Genomic DNA, 17,264 nt, shown 5'->3' with positions numbered 1-17,264 from the left:
TGCACATGGCGCAATGGTGACTGCGGTGGATTGATGGTTTCTGTCTGACGCTCATTCGTTGTTGAGAAATGCGTCAATCAAGGCAATTATTATAGCTATTTCTTCTTCAATATATATGTGTTCATAAATAACCGGAGAGCTATTTTCCCATCCATCGACCGTTTCATTTATCAGTGGCGCGATCTCTTCGAGTAGAATGTATGCGCGTACAACATTTTTGGCATCAATTGGGTCCAGCAGCCCGATATTTCCGAGATTTTCTCTATATACGTTAAATTTTACATTAATCGACCTAGGAACCTTGGCTATTACTGCTTGATAGTTTATTACGCTGCTATGTGCCTCAATATAGCGCCGCGCAGTGACCAGTCGTCTTTTGTATTCGGTTAGCTCCGCTCCCAACGCAACCCGGATCGCTTCTCGCTGTGAAGCCTGGCGCGCCACCTCCAAGTCCAGCGCCGCTTTGGCCTGTGCTTCCGCTGCGGCAATGGCAGCGCTAGCTTGCATACGCGCACCCTCTACAGTCTTTTGGAATGTCCTCACCGCGATTGCGGCGGCGATAAGCGCCGCAAGAAACTGGAAGGTCCCCTGGTGGCCATCAATCCAGTTGAAGCCCGCCAAGGAAGCCAGAACCAGCAGCAACAACGCGAGCGCCAAAACCCAGCCGAGAGCTCCTTTCCACCTTTTCCTGATCGCAGGACCAGTCGCGTGCAGCAAATGGCGCGGGACATCAACGATCACCCCCAGCCTCATTACCCAGCCCCCTCAAAACCAACGCCCCAATGAGTCGCACATTGTAACGCGTCACCCCGCATCGCACCAATTCGGCGCGAAGTGATGGGCTGGGCAGAAAATATAGTCTAACCAATTAATCTATAATAAATAAAATAGGACACCCTCTCCGCCATTTCCCCTAAGCGTTTCAATGTCTTAAATGATGCCCTGTGCCCGGACCGGGGGCCTTGTCCCCTCGGCGTCGCCGGGGAGTCTGCCGGGCCGGTTTATTTCCGGCACTCGACGCACAGGCTTTCCATGATGCGCACCGGCTGCTGTGGCTCGATCTCGAAGATGTTCTCCACGTACTCGCTGCTGGCGTAGAGCGTCTTCTTGACGTGAGTGAAGCCCACGTGCTCCAGCACCCATTTCAGGGTGTCGAAGTCATAGCCGCACCTGTGGTCGTGATTGTGCAGCATGCCCATGAAGATGGCGGCGTTGGTCACGTATAGAGCGGGGTCGAGCGCTTCCTTCACGTATTCCTCAAGAAAGAAGCGATCGTTGTTGAGGTAGGCCTTGGCCCACTTCTCCAGGTCGGGGACCAGGATGCGCATCTTTCCGCCGTCGGCCAGCTTCGCATAGCATTCCTTCAGGAAAGTGATGCCGTCGGTATAGCTGATGTGCTCCAGAAAATGGCTGTGGTAAATCAGGTCAAGTGAACCATCGAGGGCAGGTATTCCTTCCCTCAGATCGTGGTTCATCATGAATGTACCATCGGTGTTGTTGAGATTTTGGTACACGCCGCCATTCTGTAAATTGGGCCAGTATCCTATATTAAGGAATCCGCGGTATAGCATGGTGCCGCAGCCAAGATTATATTTCTTGAACGTATTTGACAGCGTCATCCACTGCGGATCCATTATACGACTTCCCTTTGTTTGGCTTGCGGTGCGGAAAACTGAAAGAAGAAATGAGTTTATCGGGCGGCCAAAAGGGGGCTTCAGTCCCGCTATTTTTTAAAATCTATAGAGAGGCTCGTGGTTTAGCAACCGGCTGGTGGGTTATGGCCCGCCCCCGAGGGGACGGGCCATCCGGGCAGGAGTCGATCAGCAGAGGAGCGATTAACCGCCCCGGGCATCACGGCAGCAGCAGCAAGGCCCCCGTCGTGCGGCCGGCCTCCAGCGCAGCGTGGGCCTGTGCCGCCTCGGCCAACGGATAGTTGCCGCCGATGTCGGCGGTCAGGCCGCGCGCCAACTGGGCCAACACCTCGGTGGCAGCCACATGGTAGATGCCGATGTCGGCCAGGCGGGCCAGGATGCTGGGGCGGGTGAAGGTGACGCCACGGTCGCGGGCCAAACCATCCGCCACCTCCACCGGGACCGGGCCGCCGGCCTGGCCGATGCTGGCCACCGTGCCGCCTGCCCGCGTGGCGGCGATGAACCTGGGCAGCGCGTCGCCGCCCACGCCGTCTATGGCGTAATCCACGCCCCGGCCGCCGGTCAGCGACGCGACCTCCGCCGCCACATCGGCGTCGCGGCCGATGATGACGGCATCGGCGCCGTGGTGGCGGGCCAGCGCCGCCTTCTCCGCGGTGCTGGTGGTGCCGATGACCCGGGCGCCCAGTTGCCGGGCCCAGCGCGTGACCATGATGCCCAGGCCGCCGGCGGCGGCGGAGACCAGCAGCACGGTATCGGCCCCCACGGCATGGGTCGCGGTCAGCAGCATCTGCGTCGTCAATCCGCGCAGCAGCGACGCGGCGGCATCCCGGCTGGACACGGCGTCGGGCAGGGGCAGGGCGCGGTCGGCCGGCAGCAGACGGGTGCTGGCATAGCCGCCGGCGGTCCCGGCATAGGCCACGCGCTGGCCCACGGCCAGGCCGGCGACACCTTTGCCCAGCGCCTCAATGACGCCTACGCCCTCCACCCCCGGCACGCCGCCGGCCAGGGGGTAGAGGCCCCGGCGGTGATAGGTGTCGACGAAGTTGACGCCGATGGCCTGGTGGCGCAGGCGCACCTCGCCCGCCCCCGGCGCCTGGGGACCGCGCGGCGTCACGCGCAATTGGTCGATGCCGCCCGGGGCGGCCACGGTGATCACGATATCCCTGGGATCGGTGCCATGCTGGTCTGGAGAATGTGTATGGGGGCGGCTCATGTCTGGCCTCCTTCAAAGCCGGTGTGACGATGACCGCGATTGTCGCGCCCTATTCCTGGTGAGAAAATTCCCGAAGTTTTGCCAATATATGCGCGGAAATTAACGGAAGGTGGCGCCATGGACTGGGCCATGGACTGGGAGGATCTGCGCCATTTCGCGGCCTTGGCCACGGGCGGCACCCTGTCGGCAGCGGCCCGCGCGCTGGGGGTGGAGCATGCCACCGTGGCCCGGCGGGTGGCGGCCTTGGAACAGGCACTGGGCCTCAAGCTGGTGGACCGGCGCGGCCGCCGCCTGGCCCTCACGGCGGAGGGGGAGCGCATCGCCGCCGTGGCGGACCGCATGGCCCGTGATGCCCGGGCGGTGCGCCGCCTGGCCGACGGCGCCCGGTCCGACATCGCGGGCACCATCACCATCAGCGCCCCGCCGGCCCTGGCCGTGCTGGTGCTGGCGCCCGTGCTGGCCACCTTGCGCCGGCGCCACCCAGCTCTGACCCTGACCCTGCTGGGGGAGGTGCGCAGCGCCTCGCTGGAGCGGCGGGAGGCCGACATCGCCGTGCGCATGAGCCGGCCGATGGAGGGTGACCTCACGGCGCGCAAGTTGGCGCCCTTGCCCTTTCACTTTTACGCCACGCCCGCCTACCTGGCGGCCACAGCGCCCGCCGATTGGGTCTTCATCGGCAGCGCCGCGCCCTTGGACCAGTCCCCGCAGCAGCAGGTGCTGGAAGGGTTGGCGGCCGGCCGGCCCACGGTCTTCCACGGCAATACGGTGGAGATTCAGCAGGCGGCGGCCGCCAGCGGCATGGGTGTGGCGTTGCTGCCCGACTTCATGGCGGCGGACGACCCGCGCCTGGCCGTCGTGTCCGGCCCGCCCGTCCTGTCGCGCGACATGTGGCTGGTGGTGCACAGCGATATGACGGCATCCGCCCCGGTGCGCGCCGCGTTGCGCTGCATTGCGCAGGAGATGAGCGTTCCAATGTGAAAATGAGAGAAGGGTTTATATTATCTGACGACCGAACTTGCCTCGTCCCCGATTTCCAACGGTTTAACCGGCAGCCACCACCGTCTCGACCGGCCGCCTTGGCGCATAGGGCAGGGTCGGCCCATAGCCCAGGCGCAGGACCAGGTCGGGGCGCTTGTCCGGTTCGCCGATCAGCGCCGCCAGGAACGGACGCAGGGCGGTGACTTCGACCGGCTGGTTGACGAAGGCGTGCTTCAGGCCACGGGCCGTGGCCGTCAGCATCAGGCGCTGGCAGGCGCGGCCGACCTTCATCCAGTGCGCCCGGTCCGCGGTGTCACCCACGAAGACGGCCACCGCCGGGGTCGAGACCATCTGGCGGGCGTACCGGTCGCGTTCCCCTCTGGCGGTGGTCACGAGGGAGAAAGCCGGCGCGCCCAGGGCGGCCGGCAGGTTGGGGCTGCCGCTGGCGGCCGCGAACAGCCCGTCTCCGTAGCGCATGGCGTCCCGGGGGTTGAACCGGATCCAGTGCTGCAGCTCGGTCATGAAGGCCTGGTCGTCCCATTGCGCATTGTTGCCGGCCAGCACCAGGTCGCGCATCTGGCTGATGCGGTGCCGATCGGTCAGCAGGATCAGGCGCACACCGGGCTCCGCCGCCGCCTGTTCCAGGGCGGTGAGGTCGGCCGGCGGGATGGGGCGGCCGTCATAGACACTGCGGGTCGACTGCCGCCGGGGGATGGCCGCGAACAGGGGATCGGCCGCCGTCGGCCCATCCCCGAACCGGAAGGCGATGGCGTCGCCGTCGTCGATGGCGACTTCACCCGGCTGGCCTATCGCCCGGGCGGCAATGGCCAGGTTTTCCATGGCGCAGCCCAGGCTGACATAGAGGTGATGGTCGTCGGGGTCGACCACGGGCGTGCGCCGGCTTTCGTCAGGATACAGCCGGATCGTCCTTTCTTGCAGGACGAAGCACCAGGGCTGGGTGTTGTGGCCGTTGGCCGCCAGCGTGGCATAACGGATCAGCCCGGGAAGCGAAGGGCTTGTGTCCAACGGCGCGCGCAAGGCCGTTGCGTACCGGTCATAGTCGGCCATCGATCCCGTGGACCGGTGCCAGGCGACCGTGCCGGCACTAGCCAAAGCCAGGGCGCTGCCGCCAATAAGCAGGCCGCGTCTGTCCATGTCCCACTTCTCCTCCGCCAGATCGCTAGCGCGATCTTAGCGGGCAGGGGATGTCGGCGGCTTGATTCCCCTCAATCGGGCTGGCGTGTCCCCCGTTTTAAGGTCGTCGCCACTTTCCGCGCCGCGCTCCCGCCAGGGCGAGGGAAGGGTGATCGGCGGTGACGCCAAGGAGGCCGCAGCCGCCGGTCACCCTTCCCAAGGGCGGAGCGGCCCCATTTCCGCCGCTAGGCCGCTGCCGGATCGCGCCCGCAGTAGCGGCAAACGTTGGCATCGGCCTTGATGATCTCGGCACAATGCCGACATTTCTTCATACCCTCTTCCAATTGCCGTCTTTCGACTTCCGCCATATCGGGCTTGATCAGGAGTACGTGGATCAGCGCCACGATGAAGAGTAATGCGCCGTACAACCACCATGCAAAAAAGGAACGCCCCTTGCTGCGGGCAATGAAGGCTGGAATAAATCCAAGAAGAATCCATAAAATTATAAGACCAAGCATTCGTCACCTGTCGTATTTTTTACCATCGGTGGAAATTCCGTACAGCCATTCGCTGTAGGGCAGCCGGAGATAAATGGTTGAGTTTTTGACGATGGTGCCCAGCACCATGCCCCGGCACAGCAGGTTCACCCCGCCTTGAATCCGGGCGCACATGGCATCGGCACTGTCGACGAAATTCATTTTATTCAGCCTGGATATGACCAGGGTCCTACCCTCCGGAAGGGAGCCGATGGGCTGGACGACAAATATCGATATCCGGGTATATAGAATCGCGATGGCGATCACCACAAGCGCGGCCCCGCCGATGATCACCCCATTCCTTCTACTCATCCCCCGCCCCATTCCAGGTGTGTCCACGTCGATGGGAACATTACCGGAACGGAGAGTCAACTCCCGTATTAAGGGTATCGCTGGGGTCTAGGAGTCGTTTTCGGCGAAACTTACACCGGCTGGTCGAGGGAGGCCGCCAGCGGGGTGAACAGCTTCGGCCCCGTCTCCGTCATGTGCCAGCAATCCTCCAGCCGGATGCCGAATTCGCCGGGGATGTAAAGCCCGGGCTCGTCGGAGAAGCACATGCCGGGCTCCAGCGGGGTGGTGTCGCTCAGCACCAGGTAGGGGGACTCGTGGCCGTCCAGGCCGATGCCGTGGCCGGTGCGGTGCGACAGGCCGGGCAGGCGATAGCCGGGGCCCCAGCCTTCGCCCTCGTAATAGCGGCGCACCGCCTTGTCGATGTCACCCACGGGAATGCCCAGCTTGGCGGTTTCCAGCGCGATCTCCTGCCCGCGCTTCACCGTGTCCCACACCTTGCGCTGGCGGGCGCTGGGGGTGCCGAAGACCCAGGTGCGGGAGATGTCGGACTGATAGCCGTGCACGGCGCAGCCCACGTCCAGCAACACGGTGGAACCGTCCTTCACCACCTCCGGCTGGATCGAGCCGTGGGGGTAGGCGCTGGCCTCGTTCAGCAGCACCAGGGAGAATTCCGGCCGGCCGCCCAGGGCCGCCGTGGCGGTGTCCACCAGGGCGGCAATGTCGGCGGCGCGCATGCCCGGCCGCACATGGGCGTGGGCGTAGCGCAGGGCGGCCAGCGTCACCTCGTTGGCCACCTGCATCAGGGCCAGCTCGGCCGGTGACTTGTGCATGCGGCAGGCCCGCACCAGACCGTCGCCGGACACCAGGTCGTAATCCCTGGTCACCTGGCGGATGCCGTCGATGATGAAGAAGCGGGTGGTGGGTTCCACCGCCACCTTGCCCGCCGGGACGCCCCCCGGGGCCGCGCCGATATCCTTCAGGGCCTGGGACAGGCGCTGGAAGGGGCTTTCGTGCTCATCCCAGGCGCGGACGTCGCCGCCCACCTGCAGGGTCTCGCGCACCGAGGGCTCCTCGAACGCCGGCGTCACCACGATGACCTGGCCCTTGGCGGGAATCAGGGCGGCGGTGGTGCGTTCGGAGCGGTGCCAGCGGATACCGGTGAAATAGTCCAGGCTGCTACCCGATTCCACCAGGAAGGCGCCGATGCCCTGGCGGGCCATCAGGTCCTGCAACTTGGCGATGCGGGCCCGCCGTTCCTCCACCGTGATGGGCTGGGCGCCCATAGTCAGCGATGTCAGGGCGGCGAGGTCGTCGGTGCTGGACGGGGCGGCGGCCCGGGCCGTGAGGGGGGCGGCGGAGAGAGGAAGCGTGGACGCGGCGGCGAGGAAAAGGCGGCGGCTGACCATGGTGAAGCTGTCCCGGATGTTTTTGGCCGGCCACATCAAGGCCGGCGACCCAGCATCCGTCCTACCACAGCGTCACCGCCTTTTCCCCGTCTTTCCCGATGGATGCGATGGTTTGGATACCTTATGCAGTCGCCGCGCGCTGGCTCATGTATTGGCGCAACCCTTCCTCCATCTCATCCCACACCCGGGCCAGGGCCGGACTTTCGCGCAAGGACTGGGCGTAACCCGCGACCGCCGCGTGGCGGTCCAGCAGATGGGTGCGGCCGGAGAAGCGCATCAGGCCCTCCAGCGTATAGCGCACCGGAACCAGCCAGGCGTCGGCGGTGCTGACCCGGCCGCCAAAGGCGAAGGGGCCACGCGCCGCATCCTCGGCCAGCAAGCCGTTCAGCAGGCCGATGCCACTGTCCAGCTTCGCCAGCTGCGCCTGGATGGCGTCCTCGTCCGGCGTCTTGCTGTCGAACAGGGCGAACAGGGGAAAGGTCTCGCGCATCACGTAGTTGTCGGCCACCGCGGTCAGCAGGCGCACGCGGGCATGGTCCACCGGGTCGGCGGGGTGCAGGGGGACAGCGGGGAAGGCGTCCTCCAGATACTCCACGATCACTGCCGATTCCGGGATGGACCGGCCATCGTCCAGCACCAGCACGGGCACCCGCACCATGGGGTTCAATGCCCGGAAGGCGGGGGAGGTGCGCCAGTCCTCGGGCGGGGTTAGGATGTCGACGGCCAGGTCCTTGGCATAGATGGCGGCGCGGACGCGCGCGGCGAAGGGCGACAGGGCCAGGGAATAGAGTTTCATGGCGGCTCTCCACGGGAACGGGGGTCAGGCGGGACGATAGGCTTGGGGGATTTCGTGGGCTTGGAAAAACGCGACCAGGATAGGAAAAGCCCGTGCGCCCGGTGACGGCGGCGCCCAAGGGCGTGCTGGCGCCCGGGGCGGCGGCGCAGCGCTTCCGCCTGGGCCGCTATTTGCCGGCGGAGGATCTGGCGGCGGTGGTGGAGCATTACTGGGTGGTGGCCTGGGACCTGACGGGCCAGCCGCCCTATATCCAGCGCACCTTGCCCTATCCTGCCGTGAACCTGGTGTTCGAGCGGGGGCGCACCGCCATCTACGGCCCCATGCACGGCATCTTCGCCTACGAGCTGCAGGGCGCCGGCCGCGTGCTGGGCATCCGCTTCCGTCCCGCCGGTTTCCGCGCCCTGCTGGGCGCGCCGCTGACCACCCTGGTCGACCGCACCTTGGACCTGGCGGCCGTGTTCGGCACGGCGGCGGAGGGGGCGGAGGCGGCGGTGCTGGCCGCCGAGGATGACGCCGGCATGGTGGCGGTGGCCGAGCCGCTGGTGCGCCAGAGGTTGATGGATGTGCCGGCGACGGTGGTGGAGATCAACCGGCTGGTGGCGCTGGTGGAGGCCGATCGCGACATCCTGCGGGTGGACGACCTGGTCGCCCGCTGCGGCCTGGGCGTGCGCGCGCTGCAGCGGCTGTTCGCCGACCTGGTGGGTATGACGCCCAAATGGGTTATCCGCCGCGCCCGCCTGCATGAGGCGGCGCACCGCCTGGGCCAGGGCGAGGCGGTGGATTTGACCACGTTGGCCCAGGATCTGGGCTATTTCGACCACGCCCACTTCACCCAGGATTTCAAACAGGTCATCGGCCAGTCACCCTCCGCCTATCGCGAGGCCTGCGCCCGAAAGAACGACAGCGGGGATAGTCAAGAATGAGTGTTCAGGATCGATTGCGCTGGCTGGTGCCGTCGGCGCTCGCGTGGTTCGTGGCGGACCAGGCGACCAAGGCCTGGCTGAAGCAGGTGCTCACCCCGGGGGTGGATCTAACGGCGCTGAACGGCGCCATCCTGGTGACGCCGGTCAACAACCCCGGCGCCTTCCTGAGCATCGGCGCCGGGCTGGACGACCATGCCCGGGGCCTGGTCTTCACCGTGGGCGTGGCGCTGGTCCTGGCCGCCCTGCTGGCGTGGAGCCTGCGGGCGAAATCCCTCAGCCGCATGGAACTGCTGGGTGCCGGCAGCTTTCTGGGCGGGGGCCTGGGCAACCTGCTGGACCGGCTGGTCCAGGGCGGCACCGTGTTCGATTTCCTGAATCTCGGCATCGGATCCCTGCGTACCGGCATCTTCAACGTGGCCGATGTGGGCCTGATGGTGGGCGTGGGCCTGTTCGTGGTCGGCGGCCTGCTGGGCGGGCGGCGAATTTAGTTATTGTCAGCAACTTTTCTGGACATCCATCGTTCCCGCGCGCACCTTGTTCCCGACCGATAAGAATAAACGGGAGAGGAACGTGCTGAACCATGACGCGGTGGCCGCCCCGGCGAATGCCTCGATCGCGGCGCCACAGGCCCCGGCGGGCGGCCTGATCAACCGCACCACCCTGCTGTGTCTGCTGGTCGCCGTCCTGGAAGGCGTCGATCTGCAGGCCGCCGGCGTGGCGGCGCCCAAGCTGGCCCCCGCCCTGCACCTGGCGCCGAAGGAGCTGGGCGCCTTCTTCAGCGCCGGCACCATCGGCCTTTTCCTGGGCGCGCTGGTGGGCGGCCGGTTGGCCGACCGCTTCGGGCGCAAGGCGGTGCTGGTGGTCTCGGTCGCGCTGTTCGGCGTGTTCACGGCCGCGACCGCCCTGTCGTCGGACTTCACCACACTCTTCCTCATGCGCCTGGCCACCGGCCTGGGCCTGGGCGGCACCCTGCCCAACCTGGTGGCGCTGGCGGCGGAGAACAGCCCGTCGGGGCGCAGCGGAGGGGCGGTTTCCCTGATGTACGGCGGCATGCCCCTGGGTGGCGCCATCGTCAGCCTGATCGCCGTCTTCGCCGGGATGGGCGGTGGCTTCGACAGTTGGCGCACCATCTTCTATGTCGCCGGCGGCGCGCCGTTGCTGGTTCTGCCCCTGCTGATCCGGGCCCTGCCGGATTCGCAGGCCTTTCGCGCGGCGGCGGCGGACGGGGGTGCCCGGACCGGCATCCTCGCCATCCTGTTCGGTGGCGGCCGCGCGGTGGAGACGGTGCTGCTGTGGCTGGCCTTCTTCGCCACCCTGATGGTGCTGTACCTGCTGCTCAGCTGGCTGCCCATGCTCATGACCGAACGGGGGTTCACCAAGCCGCAGGCGGCGCTGATCCAGGTGATGCTGAACATCTCAGGCGCCATCGCCTGCGCCGTCACCGGGCCGCTGCTGGATGGTCCCCGGCGCTTCGGCTACGCCGTCACGGTTTTCGTCGGCCTGGCGGTCTTCCTGGTGCTGCTGGCCGTAATGCCGGCCAACCTGACGGTGGCCCTGTTGGTGGGCCTGGGCGCCGGCGCCATGGTCCTGACCACCCAGGCCACGCTCTATGCCGCAGCACCCGCCTGCTACCCCACCGCCATCCGGGGTACCGGCGTGGGCGGGGCGGTGGCTGCCGGGCGCCTGGGCTCCGTCGTGGGGCCGCTGCTGGGCGGCGGCCTGGTGCAGGCGGGGCTGTCGGCGCCGGATTTGCTCCTCAGCCTCGTGCCCCTGGTGGCGGTGGGCGGCCTGCTGGCGGTCCTGCTGATCCGGCGGCAGCTTCGACGCCAGCTCTGAAGGCCATCGCCGCACCCGCCGATCCTCTCGCCAGCCGTCCCGCGACGGTGTAACGCTGCGGTCCGGCATGGGATGCGGGGTTGGGAAGGGGATGGGGAAGAAGACGGATATGGTGCTGTCCGTGGCCGACATGGCCGGCACCGTGCTGTTCGCGGTCGAGGGCGCCATGGCCGCACTGCGCGGCGGGCTGGACCTGTTCGGCGTCATGGTCCTGTCCTTTGCCACGGCGTTGGGCGGCGGCGTGCTGCGCGACCTGCTGATCGGGGCGGCCCCGCCCACGGCCCTGCGCGACTGGCGCTATCCTGCCATGGCCTTCGCCGCCGGGGCGGCCACCTTCACCGGTCATGCCCTGGTGGGCCAGGTGCCGGTGGGGCTGATGACCACCCTGGACGCGGCCGGCCTGTCGCTGTTCGCCGTGGCGGGCACGGAAAAGGCGCTGAACCGCGACATCCCGCCCTTCAGCGCCGTGCTGATGGGCACCATCACCGGTGTGGGCGGCGGCACCCTGCGCGACATCATGCTGGCCCAGGTGCCGGCCATCCTGCGGGTGGACGTCTACGCCACGGCGGCACTGCTGGGCGCCGCCGTCATGACGGCCGCCATCCGCCTGGGCGTCGCCCCGCGTTACGCGGCACTGGCCGGCGGCGGGGCGTGCTTCGCCCTGCGCATGGTCAGCGTCTGGCGGCACTGGGCCCTGCCGACGGCGATGGGGCTACCGGGCTGACCCTCAGTCGCGGCCCTGGTCATCGGGCGCGGGTGTGGCCGCGCCCGCCGGGCTGCCAGCCGGGCCGCCAGTTGGGCCGTCGGTCTTCGGCTTGGCCTTCAGGGCATCGGCGGCGGCCTTGTCGATGGGGATCATGCTGTCGATCAGGCAGACGGGCGGCACCGGCATGCCCACCAGGGTCAGCGGGTCGGTGCGGCACAGCTCGTCATTATGGGAAACGTAGGCGAAGCCGTAGAAGCCCAGCCCGCTGCAGCGGCCGGCCAGATTGATGCGGATGAACTTGGTTCGGTCCTGCATCTCCACCAGGATGGTGCTTTCATCGATGACCTGGGTGCGGCGGATGGTACGGACCGGGATGCACATCTGGCCCCGATCCTGCGACTCGGCTTTGGCCGTCTGGGTCCCGGGGGCGCCCTTATCGGTGGCTGGGTCGGTGGCGCAGCCGGCCAGCAGGCCAGCGGCAACGGTTGCGGTGATCAAGGCGGGGGCGAAGCGGAGCATGGCGGGGGCCTCCCAAGGCGTTCACCCTGGAAGGTAAGCGCCGACTCGCCCTGCCACAAGCGGTGGCCGCGTCGCAGGGGGCGGCCTCGCCCCAAATGACAGGGTTCGGGGCGGCGGGTTTTAGGGCTCCAGGCCTAATAGGCGAGTCCGCGCCCGCCGTGCTAGCATCCGGCCGATGTATAACGATGTCGTCGACCTGCGCGAATTCTACGAAAGCAGCCTGGGCCAGGTGGTCCGGCGGCTGGTGCGCCGCCGCCTGCGCGAGCTGTGGCCCGACGTCAGCGGCCAGCGCGTGCTGGGCATAGGCTATGCCACCCCTTTCCTGCGTCCCTTCCTGACGGAGGCGGAGCGGGTGATGGCCGTCATGCCGGCCGCCCAGGGCGTGGTCTTCTGGCCGCCCGAGGGGCCGGGCCTGGTGACCCTGGGCGAGGAATCGGAGCTGCCGTTTCCCAACATGTCGGTCGACCGCGTGCTGCTGGTCCATGGGTTGGAGTTCACGGAGCACCTGAAGCCCATGATGCAGGAGATCTGGCGCGTCCTGGCCGGGGGCGGGCGCCTGATCGCCGTCGTGCCCAACCGGCGCGGCATCTGGGCCCGCACCGACCGCACCCCCTTCGGCCACGGCTCCCCGTTTTCCACGGGCCAGTTGCGCCGCGTGCTGCGCGCCAACCTGTTCGTGCCGGAGCGGGAGACATCGGCCCTGTTCATGCCGCCGGTGAAGTCCCGATTCTTCATGGCGTCGGCCGGGGCGGTGGAAAACCTGGGCGCCCGCTGGTTCAAGGCCTTCGCCGGTGTCCAGATCGTGGAGGCCAGCAAGCAGATCTACGCCACCACCGCCACCCGCGTGGTGGAGCCGCGGCGGCGCCTGGCCCCCTCCGTGGCGCAGCCGGCCTTCTCCGGCCTGGCGGCGGAACGGCGCCTGCTGCCCCGCCTTGCGGCCTCGTCGAGGATGATCGTGGATCCCGAGACGAAGCCCTGAGAATCCCGCAACGGTGCCGGGCGTCGGGATTCCGCGCGGACTCGTATTGGGGGTGCTTGACAGGGCCGAGGTCGCCTGTATAGTGCGCGCTCTCTTAGAAACGGGTCCTGTGCTAGGTCCCGTCGTTCCGTTTTGCGTGGGCGCTGGCCACTCTCGGCTGGGCCCGGCCAGATCAGTGGTGGGCTAGAATGTTCGCAGTCATCCGCACCGGCGGTAAGCAGTACAAGGTCGCGGCCGGCGACGTCATTAAGGTTGAGAAGCTGGCGGGTGACGCTGGCGCCTCCCTGAAGCTGGACGAGGTCCTGCTGGTCAGCGATGCCGGCAACACCACCGTCGGCACCCCGCTGGTGGCTGGCGCCGCCGTGACGGCCACCGTGGTGGCCCAGGCCCATGCGCCGCACATCATCATCTTCAAGAAGAAGCGCCGGCAGAACTACCGCCGCAAGAACGGCCATCGTCAGGACCTGACGATCCTGCGCATCACCGACATCCAGGCCGGCGCCTAATCGGCAGCCGACCTCCTCGATTTAAGGAGTTTTCGAGATGGCACATAAAAAGGCAGGCGGTAGCTCCCGCAACGGTCGTGACAGCGCCGGTCGTCGTCTGGGCGTGAAGGCCTTCGGCGGCGAAGCCGTCGTTTCCGGCAACATCATCGTCCGCCAGCGCGGCACGAAGTTCCACCCCGGCGCCAACGTGGGCCTGGGCAAGGACCACACCATTTTCGCGACCGCCGACGGCGCCGTGAAGTTCCACACCGGCCGTCAGGGCCGCACCTACGTGTCCGTCGAGCTGGCCCAGGAGCCGGTGGCCATCGCCGCCGAGTAACCTGCCGCTTCGGCACCAGGTGTTTTGACTCTGATCGGGGGGACGGGTGACCGTTCCCCCGATTTGCATTTGCCGCGCTCCGCGCGACCGCCATCGCTTTTTCCATAGGACGCGACTGCGTCCGCCGGAGCGAGCACCGAAGGGCGCAGCGAGGAAGCCAAGGCCACGGATGTGGCCGCCCGGCGTTTGAGGGGGCCTTTGATATTTCAAAGGCCATGATATAAGGCCCGCCCATCATGAAGTTCCTGGACCAGTGCAAAATCTACCTGAAGAGCGGTGACGGCGGCCCCGGCTGCGTCGGCTTCCGGCGGGAGAAGTTCATTGAGTTCGGCGGGCCGGACGGCGGCAACGGCGGGCGCGGCGGCGACATCGTGATCGAGGCCGTGGACGGCCTGAACACGCTGATCGACTACCGCTACAAGCAGCACTTCAAGGCCCAGCGCGGCGGCCACGGCATGGGCCGCGACCGCTCGGGTGCCGCCGGCGAGCCCATGGTGCTGAAGGTGCCGGTGGGCACCCAGGTCCTGGACGAGGACCAGGAGACGGTGCTGGCCGACATGATGGAGGTGGGCCAGCGCATCGTGCTGCTGAAGGGCGGCGACGGCGGCTTCGGCAACGCTCATTTCAAGACCTCCACCAACCGCGCGCCCACCAAGGCCGGCCCCGGCTGGCCGGGGGAGGAGCGCTGGGTGTGGCTGCGCCTGAAGCTGATCGCCGACGTCGGCCTGGTGGGCCTGCCCAACGCCGGCAAGTCCACCTTCCTGGCCGCCGTGTCCCGCGCCCGGCCCAAGATCGCCGACTATCCCTTCACCACGCTGGTGCCCAACCTGGGCGTCGTGCGCGCGGGTGAGGAGGAGTTCGTGGTGGCCGACATCCCCGGCCTGATCGAGGGCGCACACGAAGGCCACGGCCTGGGCGACCGCTTCCTGGGCCATGTGGAGCGCACCCGCGTGCTGCTGCACCTGGTGGACGGCACGCAGGAGGATGTGCAGAAGGCCTACCGCACCATCCGCCGCGAGCTGCGCGCCTATGGCGGCGGCCTGGCGGAAAAGCCGGAGATCGTGGCCCTGAACAAGGTCGACGCCCTGACCGAGGAAGAACTGGCGGAAAAGAAGCTGAAGCTGCGCCGCTCCGCCAAGAAGCCGGTCATGGTGCTGTCTGGCGCCACCGGCGAGCATGTGCCCGACGTGCTGTATGCGCTTCTGGAGCAGATCAAGGCTGCGCGCCTGATGGATGGTGAGGAAGCGCGCAGCAAGGCATACAAGGCGCGGTACAATCCCCTGGACGACATCTCCCAGGCCGACAAAGGGACACGTTAGAAAATGAACGACGCCGCCGCCCGCACGGAAATTTCCTCAACCGGTGCGGCGGCGGTGTTTGATGTCCCACCGGTCACACAGGCCAAGCGCCTGATCGTCAAGATCGGCTCCGCCCTGCTGGTGGACGGGGCGACGCACCGCATCCGCCGCGACTGGCTGGACAGCGTGTGCGACGACGTGGCCGCCCTGCGCCGCCGGGGCGTGGACGTGGTCATCGTTTCCTCCGGCGCCGTCGCCGTGGGGCGGGAACATCTGGGCCTGGTGGGCCGCCCGCTGAAGCTTGAGGAAAAGCAGGCCGCCGCCGCCACCGGCCAGATCCGCCTGGCCCACGCCTATCAGGAAACCCTCGCCCGGCACGACATCACCGTGGCCCAGGTGCTGCTGACGCTGGACGATACCGAGGACCGCCGCCGCCACCTGAACGGCCGCGCCACCATCGAGACCCTGTTGAAGCTGGGCGCCGTTCCCGTGATCAACGAGAACGACACCGTGGCCACCGCCGAGATCCGCTTCGGCGACAACGACCGCCTGGCCGCCCGCGTGGCGCAGATGATCAGCGCCGACACTCTGATCCTCATGTCCGACATCGACGGCCTCTACACCGCCGACCCGCGCAAGGACCCCAACGCCCGCCACCTGCCGGTGGTGACCGAGGTGACGCCGGAGATCGAGGCCATGGCGGGGGAACCGCCCGCTGGTTACAGCAGCGGCGGCATGGTGACCAAGATCGCCGCCGCCCGCATCGCCGTGGCCGCCGGCTGCCGCATGGCCATCGTTTCGGGCAAGCGCATGAACCCCCTGGCGGCGCTGGAAACGGCGGCGGAGCAGGGCGGTGCGCTGTGCACCTGGTTCCTGCCATCGGCCGGCCCCGGCACGGCGCGCAAGCGCTGGATCGCCGGCTCCCTGAAGCCGGCCGGTACCCTGGTGGTGGACGAGGGCGCGGCCCAGGCCCTGGCCCGGGGCGGCAGCCTGCTGCCCGCCGGCGTGCGCGGGGTCGAGGGTGATTTCCAGCGCGGCGACCTGGTGGCCGTCCGCACCCAGGCCGGCCGCGTCATCGCCCGCGGCCTGGTGGCCTATTCCGCCGAGGACGCCCGCCGCATCCAGGGCCGCCGCAGCGCCGAGATCGAAGCCAGCCTGGGCTGGCGCGGCCGGGACGAGATGATCCACCGGGACGACCTGGCGCTGGGGTGAGGGGCTTTGTGAGACATGCCCATGGCCAATGAAGAGCAAAGGGTTGATCGAGCCCGGATTGCGGAGGCAACGGGTGAGTTTCGCAGGATGCTGGAAACGCTCCATCTCTTGCGCAGCCCAGTCAATGCCGATCGTCTACGCAAATCCATCGCGGCGGCAGATGCGGGGCGGTTTATGGACTTCCCGCCGTTAGTTGCGCCCTGACTCGAAAATACCTCTTCCCCGAGTCGATTCCTTACCTGGACCCTAACGCGCTCGGCAATTCACGTAAGGATGATAGCTCGATATAGGGGTGGGGAATCGGGCCGGATACCATCTCATGGGCCCAGGTGGTGTGATAGGGCACGTGGAAACCCCGGCCGCCCAGGGCCGCCACGGGCAGGACGTCGGACTTCAGGGAGTTGCCGGCCATGGCGAAGTCGGCGGGTTCCACGCCGTGGCGGTCCAGCAGGCGGCGGTAGGTGGCGTCGTCCTTTTCCGACACGATCTCGATGCGGTGGAACAGGTCAGCCAGGCCGGAGCGGGCGATCTTGCTTTCCTGGTCGAACAGGTCGCCCTTGGTGATCAGCCACACCTCATGGTCCCGCTCCCGCAGGGTTTCGATGACCTCCACAGCACCATCGATCAGCTCCACCGGGTGGGCCAGCATGGCGCGGCCGCGCTGTACCAGCGTCTCGATGGCGATGCCGGGGATGCGCCCTTCCGTCAGTTCCAGGGCGGTCTCGATCATCGACAGGGTGAAGCCCTTGATGCCGTAGCCATAGGTCACCAGGTTGCGCCGCTCCACCAGCAGCAGACGCTCATCGATGGTGGCCTGGTCCAGGTCGCTGTGCCGCAGCAGCAGGTCGCGGAACTCGGCGTATGAGGTCGAGAACATGGCCTCGTTATGCCAGAGCGTGTCGTCGCCATCCAAAGCGATCACCCGGGGAGGAAGGGCAGGCATAGTCGGAACTCCAAGGG

At 67.2% G+C, this 17,264-nt stretch carries 21 protein-coding genes; 11 read left to right on the top strand and 10 right to left on the bottom strand.

What is annotated here, in order from left to right; genetic code table 11:
* Nucleotides 1-51: 51 nt before the first annotated feature.
* The 3 genes from Y958_RS11440 to Y958_RS11430 form a co-directional block, all read right to left on the bottom strand.
* Nucleotides 52-741, bottom strand: a complete 690-nt coding sequence (locus Y958_RS11440) for a hypothetical protein (protein WP_145727868.1) — start codon at nucleotides 739-741, stop codon at nucleotides 52-54.
* 260 nt (nucleotides 742-1,001) lie between these two features.
* A complete protein-coding gene (locus Y958_RS11435; protein ID WP_088872074.1) occupies nucleotides 1,002-1,634 on the bottom strand; it encodes a class I SAM-dependent methyltransferase in 633 nt (210 codons plus the stop codon).
* 217 nt (nucleotides 1,635-1,851) lie between these two features.
* Nucleotides 1,852-2,865, bottom strand: a complete 1,014-nt coding sequence (locus tag Y958_RS11430; protein WP_088872073.1) for a zinc-binding dehydrogenase — start codon at nucleotides 2,863-2,865, stop codon at nucleotides 1,852-1,854.
* A gap of 117 nt (nucleotides 2,866-2,982) precedes the next feature.
* Between Y958_RS11430 and Y958_RS11425 the strand changes: the two genes are divergently transcribed.
* Entirely contained in the window at nucleotides 2,983-3,843 is an 861-nt protein-coding gene (locus Y958_RS11425; protein ID WP_211098488.1) for a LysR family transcriptional regulator, read from the top strand.
* Between the two features lie 63 nt (nucleotides 3,844-3,906).
* On the opposite strand, the gene Y958_RS11420 is transcribed toward Y958_RS11425, so the two are convergent.
* The 5 genes from Y958_RS11420 to Y958_RS11400 form a co-directional block, all read right to left on the bottom strand.
* Complete coding sequence (locus tag Y958_RS11420; RefSeq protein ID WP_088872072.1) at nucleotides 3,907-4,998, bottom strand: Acg family FMN-binding oxidoreductase; 1,092 nt, start codon at nucleotides 4,996-4,998, stop codon at nucleotides 3,907-3,909.
* A gap of 224 nt (nucleotides 4,999-5,222) precedes the next feature.
* Entirely contained in the window at nucleotides 5,223-5,495 is a 273-nt protein-coding gene (locus Y958_RS11415; RefSeq protein WP_040848349.1) for a zinc ribbon domain-containing protein, read from the bottom strand.
* A gap of 3 nt (nucleotides 5,496-5,498) precedes the next feature.
* Complete coding sequence (locus tag Y958_RS11410; protein WP_211098487.1) at nucleotides 5,499-5,807, bottom strand: hypothetical protein; 309 nt, start codon at nucleotides 5,805-5,807, stop codon at nucleotides 5,499-5,501.
* A gap of 128 nt (nucleotides 5,808-5,935) precedes the next feature.
* Nucleotides 5,936-7,246 carry a M24 family metallopeptidase gene (locus tag Y958_RS11405; protein WP_244909272.1) on the bottom strand — a complete coding sequence of 437 codons (1,311 nt, stop codon included), beginning with the start codon at nucleotides 7,244-7,246 and terminating at the stop codon, nucleotides 5,936-5,938.
* 85 nt (nucleotides 7,247-7,331) lie between these two features.
* Nucleotides 7,332-8,006: a glutathione S-transferase family protein gene (locus tag Y958_RS11400; protein ID WP_088872070.1), complete on the bottom strand. Its 675-nt coding sequence runs from the start codon at nucleotides 8,004-8,006 to the stop codon at nucleotides 7,332-7,334.
* Between the two features lie 92 nt (nucleotides 8,007-8,098).
* Here Y958_RS11400 and Y958_RS32785 point away from each other — a divergent pair, with 92 nt between their 5' ends.
* The 4 genes from Y958_RS32785 (at nucleotide 8,099) to Y958_RS11380 (ending at nucleotide 11,489) form a co-directional block, all read left to right on the top strand.
* Nucleotides 8,099-8,929, top strand: a complete 831-nt coding sequence (locus tag Y958_RS32785) for a helix-turn-helix transcriptional regulator (RefSeq protein ID WP_088872069.1) — start codon at nucleotides 8,099-8,101, stop codon at nucleotides 8,927-8,929.
* On the top strand, nucleotides 8,926-9,417 hold the full coding sequence (lspA, locus tag Y958_RS11390) for a signal peptidase II (RefSeq protein ID WP_145619902.1): 492 nt from the start codon (nucleotides 8,926-8,928) through the stop codon (nucleotides 9,415-9,417). The genes Y958_RS32785 and lspA overlap by 4 nt, the downstream gene beginning before the upstream one ends.
* A gap of 82 nt (nucleotides 9,418-9,499) precedes the next feature.
* On the top strand, nucleotides 9,500-10,765 hold the full coding sequence (gene mhpT, locus Y958_RS11385) for a 3-(3-hydroxy-phenyl)propionate transporter MhpT (RefSeq protein WP_244909271.1): 1,266 nt from the start codon (nucleotides 9,500-9,502) through the stop codon (nucleotides 10,763-10,765).
* A 91-nt stretch (nucleotides 10,766-10,856) separates the two neighbouring features.
* Entirely contained in the window at nucleotides 10,857-11,489 is a 633-nt protein-coding gene (locus tag Y958_RS11380; protein WP_088872068.1) for a trimeric intracellular cation channel family protein, read from the top strand.
* A gap of 3 nt (nucleotides 11,490-11,492) precedes the next feature.
* On the opposite strand, the gene Y958_RS11375 is transcribed toward Y958_RS11380, so the two are convergent.
* Entirely contained in the window at nucleotides 11,493-11,990 is a 498-nt protein-coding gene (locus tag Y958_RS11375) for a DUF6491 family protein (RefSeq protein ID WP_088872067.1), read from the bottom strand.
* 175 nt (nucleotides 11,991-12,165) lie between these two features.
* Here Y958_RS11375 and Y958_RS11370 point away from each other — a divergent pair, with 175 nt between their 5' ends.
* The 6 genes from Y958_RS11370 (at nucleotide 12,166) to Y958_RS31355 (ending at nucleotide 16,508) form a co-directional block, all read left to right on the top strand.
* The gene (locus tag Y958_RS11370) at nucleotides 12,166-12,969 is read left to right on the top strand and encodes a class I SAM-dependent methyltransferase (RefSeq protein WP_088872066.1); all 804 of its coding nucleotides are present in this window, start codon (nucleotides 12,166-12,168) and stop codon (nucleotides 12,967-12,969) included.
* Between the two features lie 188 nt (nucleotides 12,970-13,157).
* The gene (rplU, locus tag Y958_RS11365) at nucleotides 13,158-13,475 is read left to right on the top strand and encodes a 50S ribosomal protein L21 (RefSeq protein WP_004272539.1); all 318 of its coding nucleotides are present in this window, start codon (nucleotides 13,158-13,160) and stop codon (nucleotides 13,473-13,475) included.
* Between the two features lie 37 nt (nucleotides 13,476-13,512).
* Nucleotides 13,513-13,794, top strand: coding sequence for a 50S ribosomal protein L27 (rpmA, locus tag Y958_RS11360; protein WP_088872065.1), 282 nt, complete (start codon nucleotides 13,513-13,515; stop codon nucleotides 13,792-13,794).
* A 236-nt stretch (nucleotides 13,795-14,030) separates the two neighbouring features.
* Nucleotides 14,031-15,113, top strand: coding sequence for a GTPase ObgE (obgE, locus tag Y958_RS11355; protein WP_088872064.1), 1,083 nt, complete (start codon nucleotides 14,031-14,033; stop codon nucleotides 15,111-15,113).
* 3 nt (nucleotides 15,114-15,116) lie between these two features.
* Nucleotides 15,117-16,304, top strand: coding sequence for a glutamate 5-kinase (gene proB, locus Y958_RS11350; protein WP_088872063.1), 1,188 nt, complete (start codon nucleotides 15,117-15,119; stop codon nucleotides 16,302-16,304).
* Nucleotides 16,305-16,325: 21 nt separating this feature from the next.
* Nucleotides 16,326-16,508, top strand: coding sequence for a type II toxin-antitoxin system Phd/YefM family antitoxin (locus tag Y958_RS31355; RefSeq protein ID WP_145727867.1), 183 nt, complete (start codon nucleotides 16,326-16,328; stop codon nucleotides 16,506-16,508).
* A 31-nt stretch (nucleotides 16,509-16,539) separates the two neighbouring features.
* On the opposite strand, the gene Y958_RS11345 is transcribed toward Y958_RS31355, so the two are convergent.
* Entirely contained in the window at nucleotides 16,540-17,247 is a 708-nt protein-coding gene (locus Y958_RS11345; RefSeq protein WP_088872062.1) for an HAD family hydrolase, read from the bottom strand.
* Nucleotides 17,248-17,264: the final 17 nt, after the last annotated feature.

The sequence above is a fragment of the Nitrospirillum viridazoti CBAmc genome (assembly GCF_000730165.1).
In the GTDB taxonomy this organism is placed as follows: domain Bacteria; phylum Pseudomonadota; class Alphaproteobacteria; order Azospirillales; family Azospirillaceae; genus Nitrospirillum; species Nitrospirillum viridazoti.
Note: the sequence above shows the minus strand (reverse complement) of the source record. Positions and strands in the feature narration are given on the sequence as shown.

Excerpts from the sequence above, each read along its gene's own strand:
- Y958_RS11435 (WP_088872074.1), bottom strand. The coding sequence starts at position 1,634 with ATGGATCCGCAGTGGATGACGCTGTCAAATACGTTCAAGAAATATAAT.
- Y958_RS11430 (WP_088872073.1), bottom strand. The coding sequence starts at position 2,865 with ATGAGCCGCCCCCATACACATTCTCCAGACCAGCATGGCACCGATCCC.
- Y958_RS11425 (WP_211098488.1), top strand. The coding sequence starts at position 2,983 with ATGGACTGGGCCATGGACTGGGAGGATCTGCGCCATTTCGCGGCCTTG.
- Y958_RS11420 (WP_088872072.1), bottom strand. The coding sequence starts at position 4,998 with ATGGACAGACGCGGCCTGCTTATTGGCGGCAGCGCCCTGGCTTTGGCT.
- Y958_RS11415 (WP_040848349.1), bottom strand. The coding sequence starts at position 5,495 with ATGCTTGGTCTTATAATTTTATGGATTCTTCTTGGATTTATTCCAGCC.
- Y958_RS11405 (WP_244909272.1), bottom strand. The coding sequence starts at position 7,246 with ATGTGGCCGGCCAAAAACATCCGGGACAGCTTCACCATGGTCAGCCGC.
- Y958_RS11400 (WP_088872070.1), bottom strand. The coding sequence starts at position 8,006 with ATGAAACTCTATTCCCTGGCCCTGTCGCCCTTCGCCGCGCGCGTCCGC.
- lspA (WP_145619902.1), top strand. The coding sequence starts at position 8,926 with ATGAGTGTTCAGGATCGATTGCGCTGGCTGGTGCCGTCGGCGCTCGCG.
- Y958_RS11380 (WP_088872068.1), top strand. The coding sequence starts at position 10,857 with ATGGGGAAGAAGACGGATATGGTGCTGTCCGTGGCCGACATGGCCGGC.
- Y958_RS11375 (WP_088872067.1), bottom strand. The coding sequence starts at position 11,990 with ATGCTCCGCTTCGCCCCCGCCTTGATCACCGCAACCGTTGCCGCTGGC.
- Y958_RS11370 (WP_088872066.1), top strand. The coding sequence starts at position 12,166 with ATGTATAACGATGTCGTCGACCTGCGCGAATTCTACGAAAGCAGCCTG.
- rplU (WP_004272539.1), top strand. The coding sequence starts at position 13,158 with ATGTTCGCAGTCATCCGCACCGGCGGTAAGCAGTACAAGGTCGCGGCC.
- rpmA (WP_088872065.1), top strand. The coding sequence starts at position 13,513 with ATGGCACATAAAAAGGCAGGCGGTAGCTCCCGCAACGGTCGTGACAGC.
- obgE (WP_088872064.1), top strand. The coding sequence starts at position 14,031 with ATGAAGTTCCTGGACCAGTGCAAAATCTACCTGAAGAGCGGTGACGGC.
- proB (WP_088872063.1), top strand. The coding sequence starts at position 15,117 with ATGAACGACGCCGCCGCCCGCACGGAAATTTCCTCAACCGGTGCGGCG.
- Y958_RS31355 (WP_145727867.1), top strand. The coding sequence starts at position 16,326 with ATGGCCAATGAAGAGCAAAGGGTTGATCGAGCCCGGATTGCGGAGGCA.
- Y958_RS11345 (WP_088872062.1), bottom strand. The coding sequence starts at position 17,247 with ATGCCTGCCCTTCCTCCCCGGGTGATCGCTTTGGATGGCGACGACACG.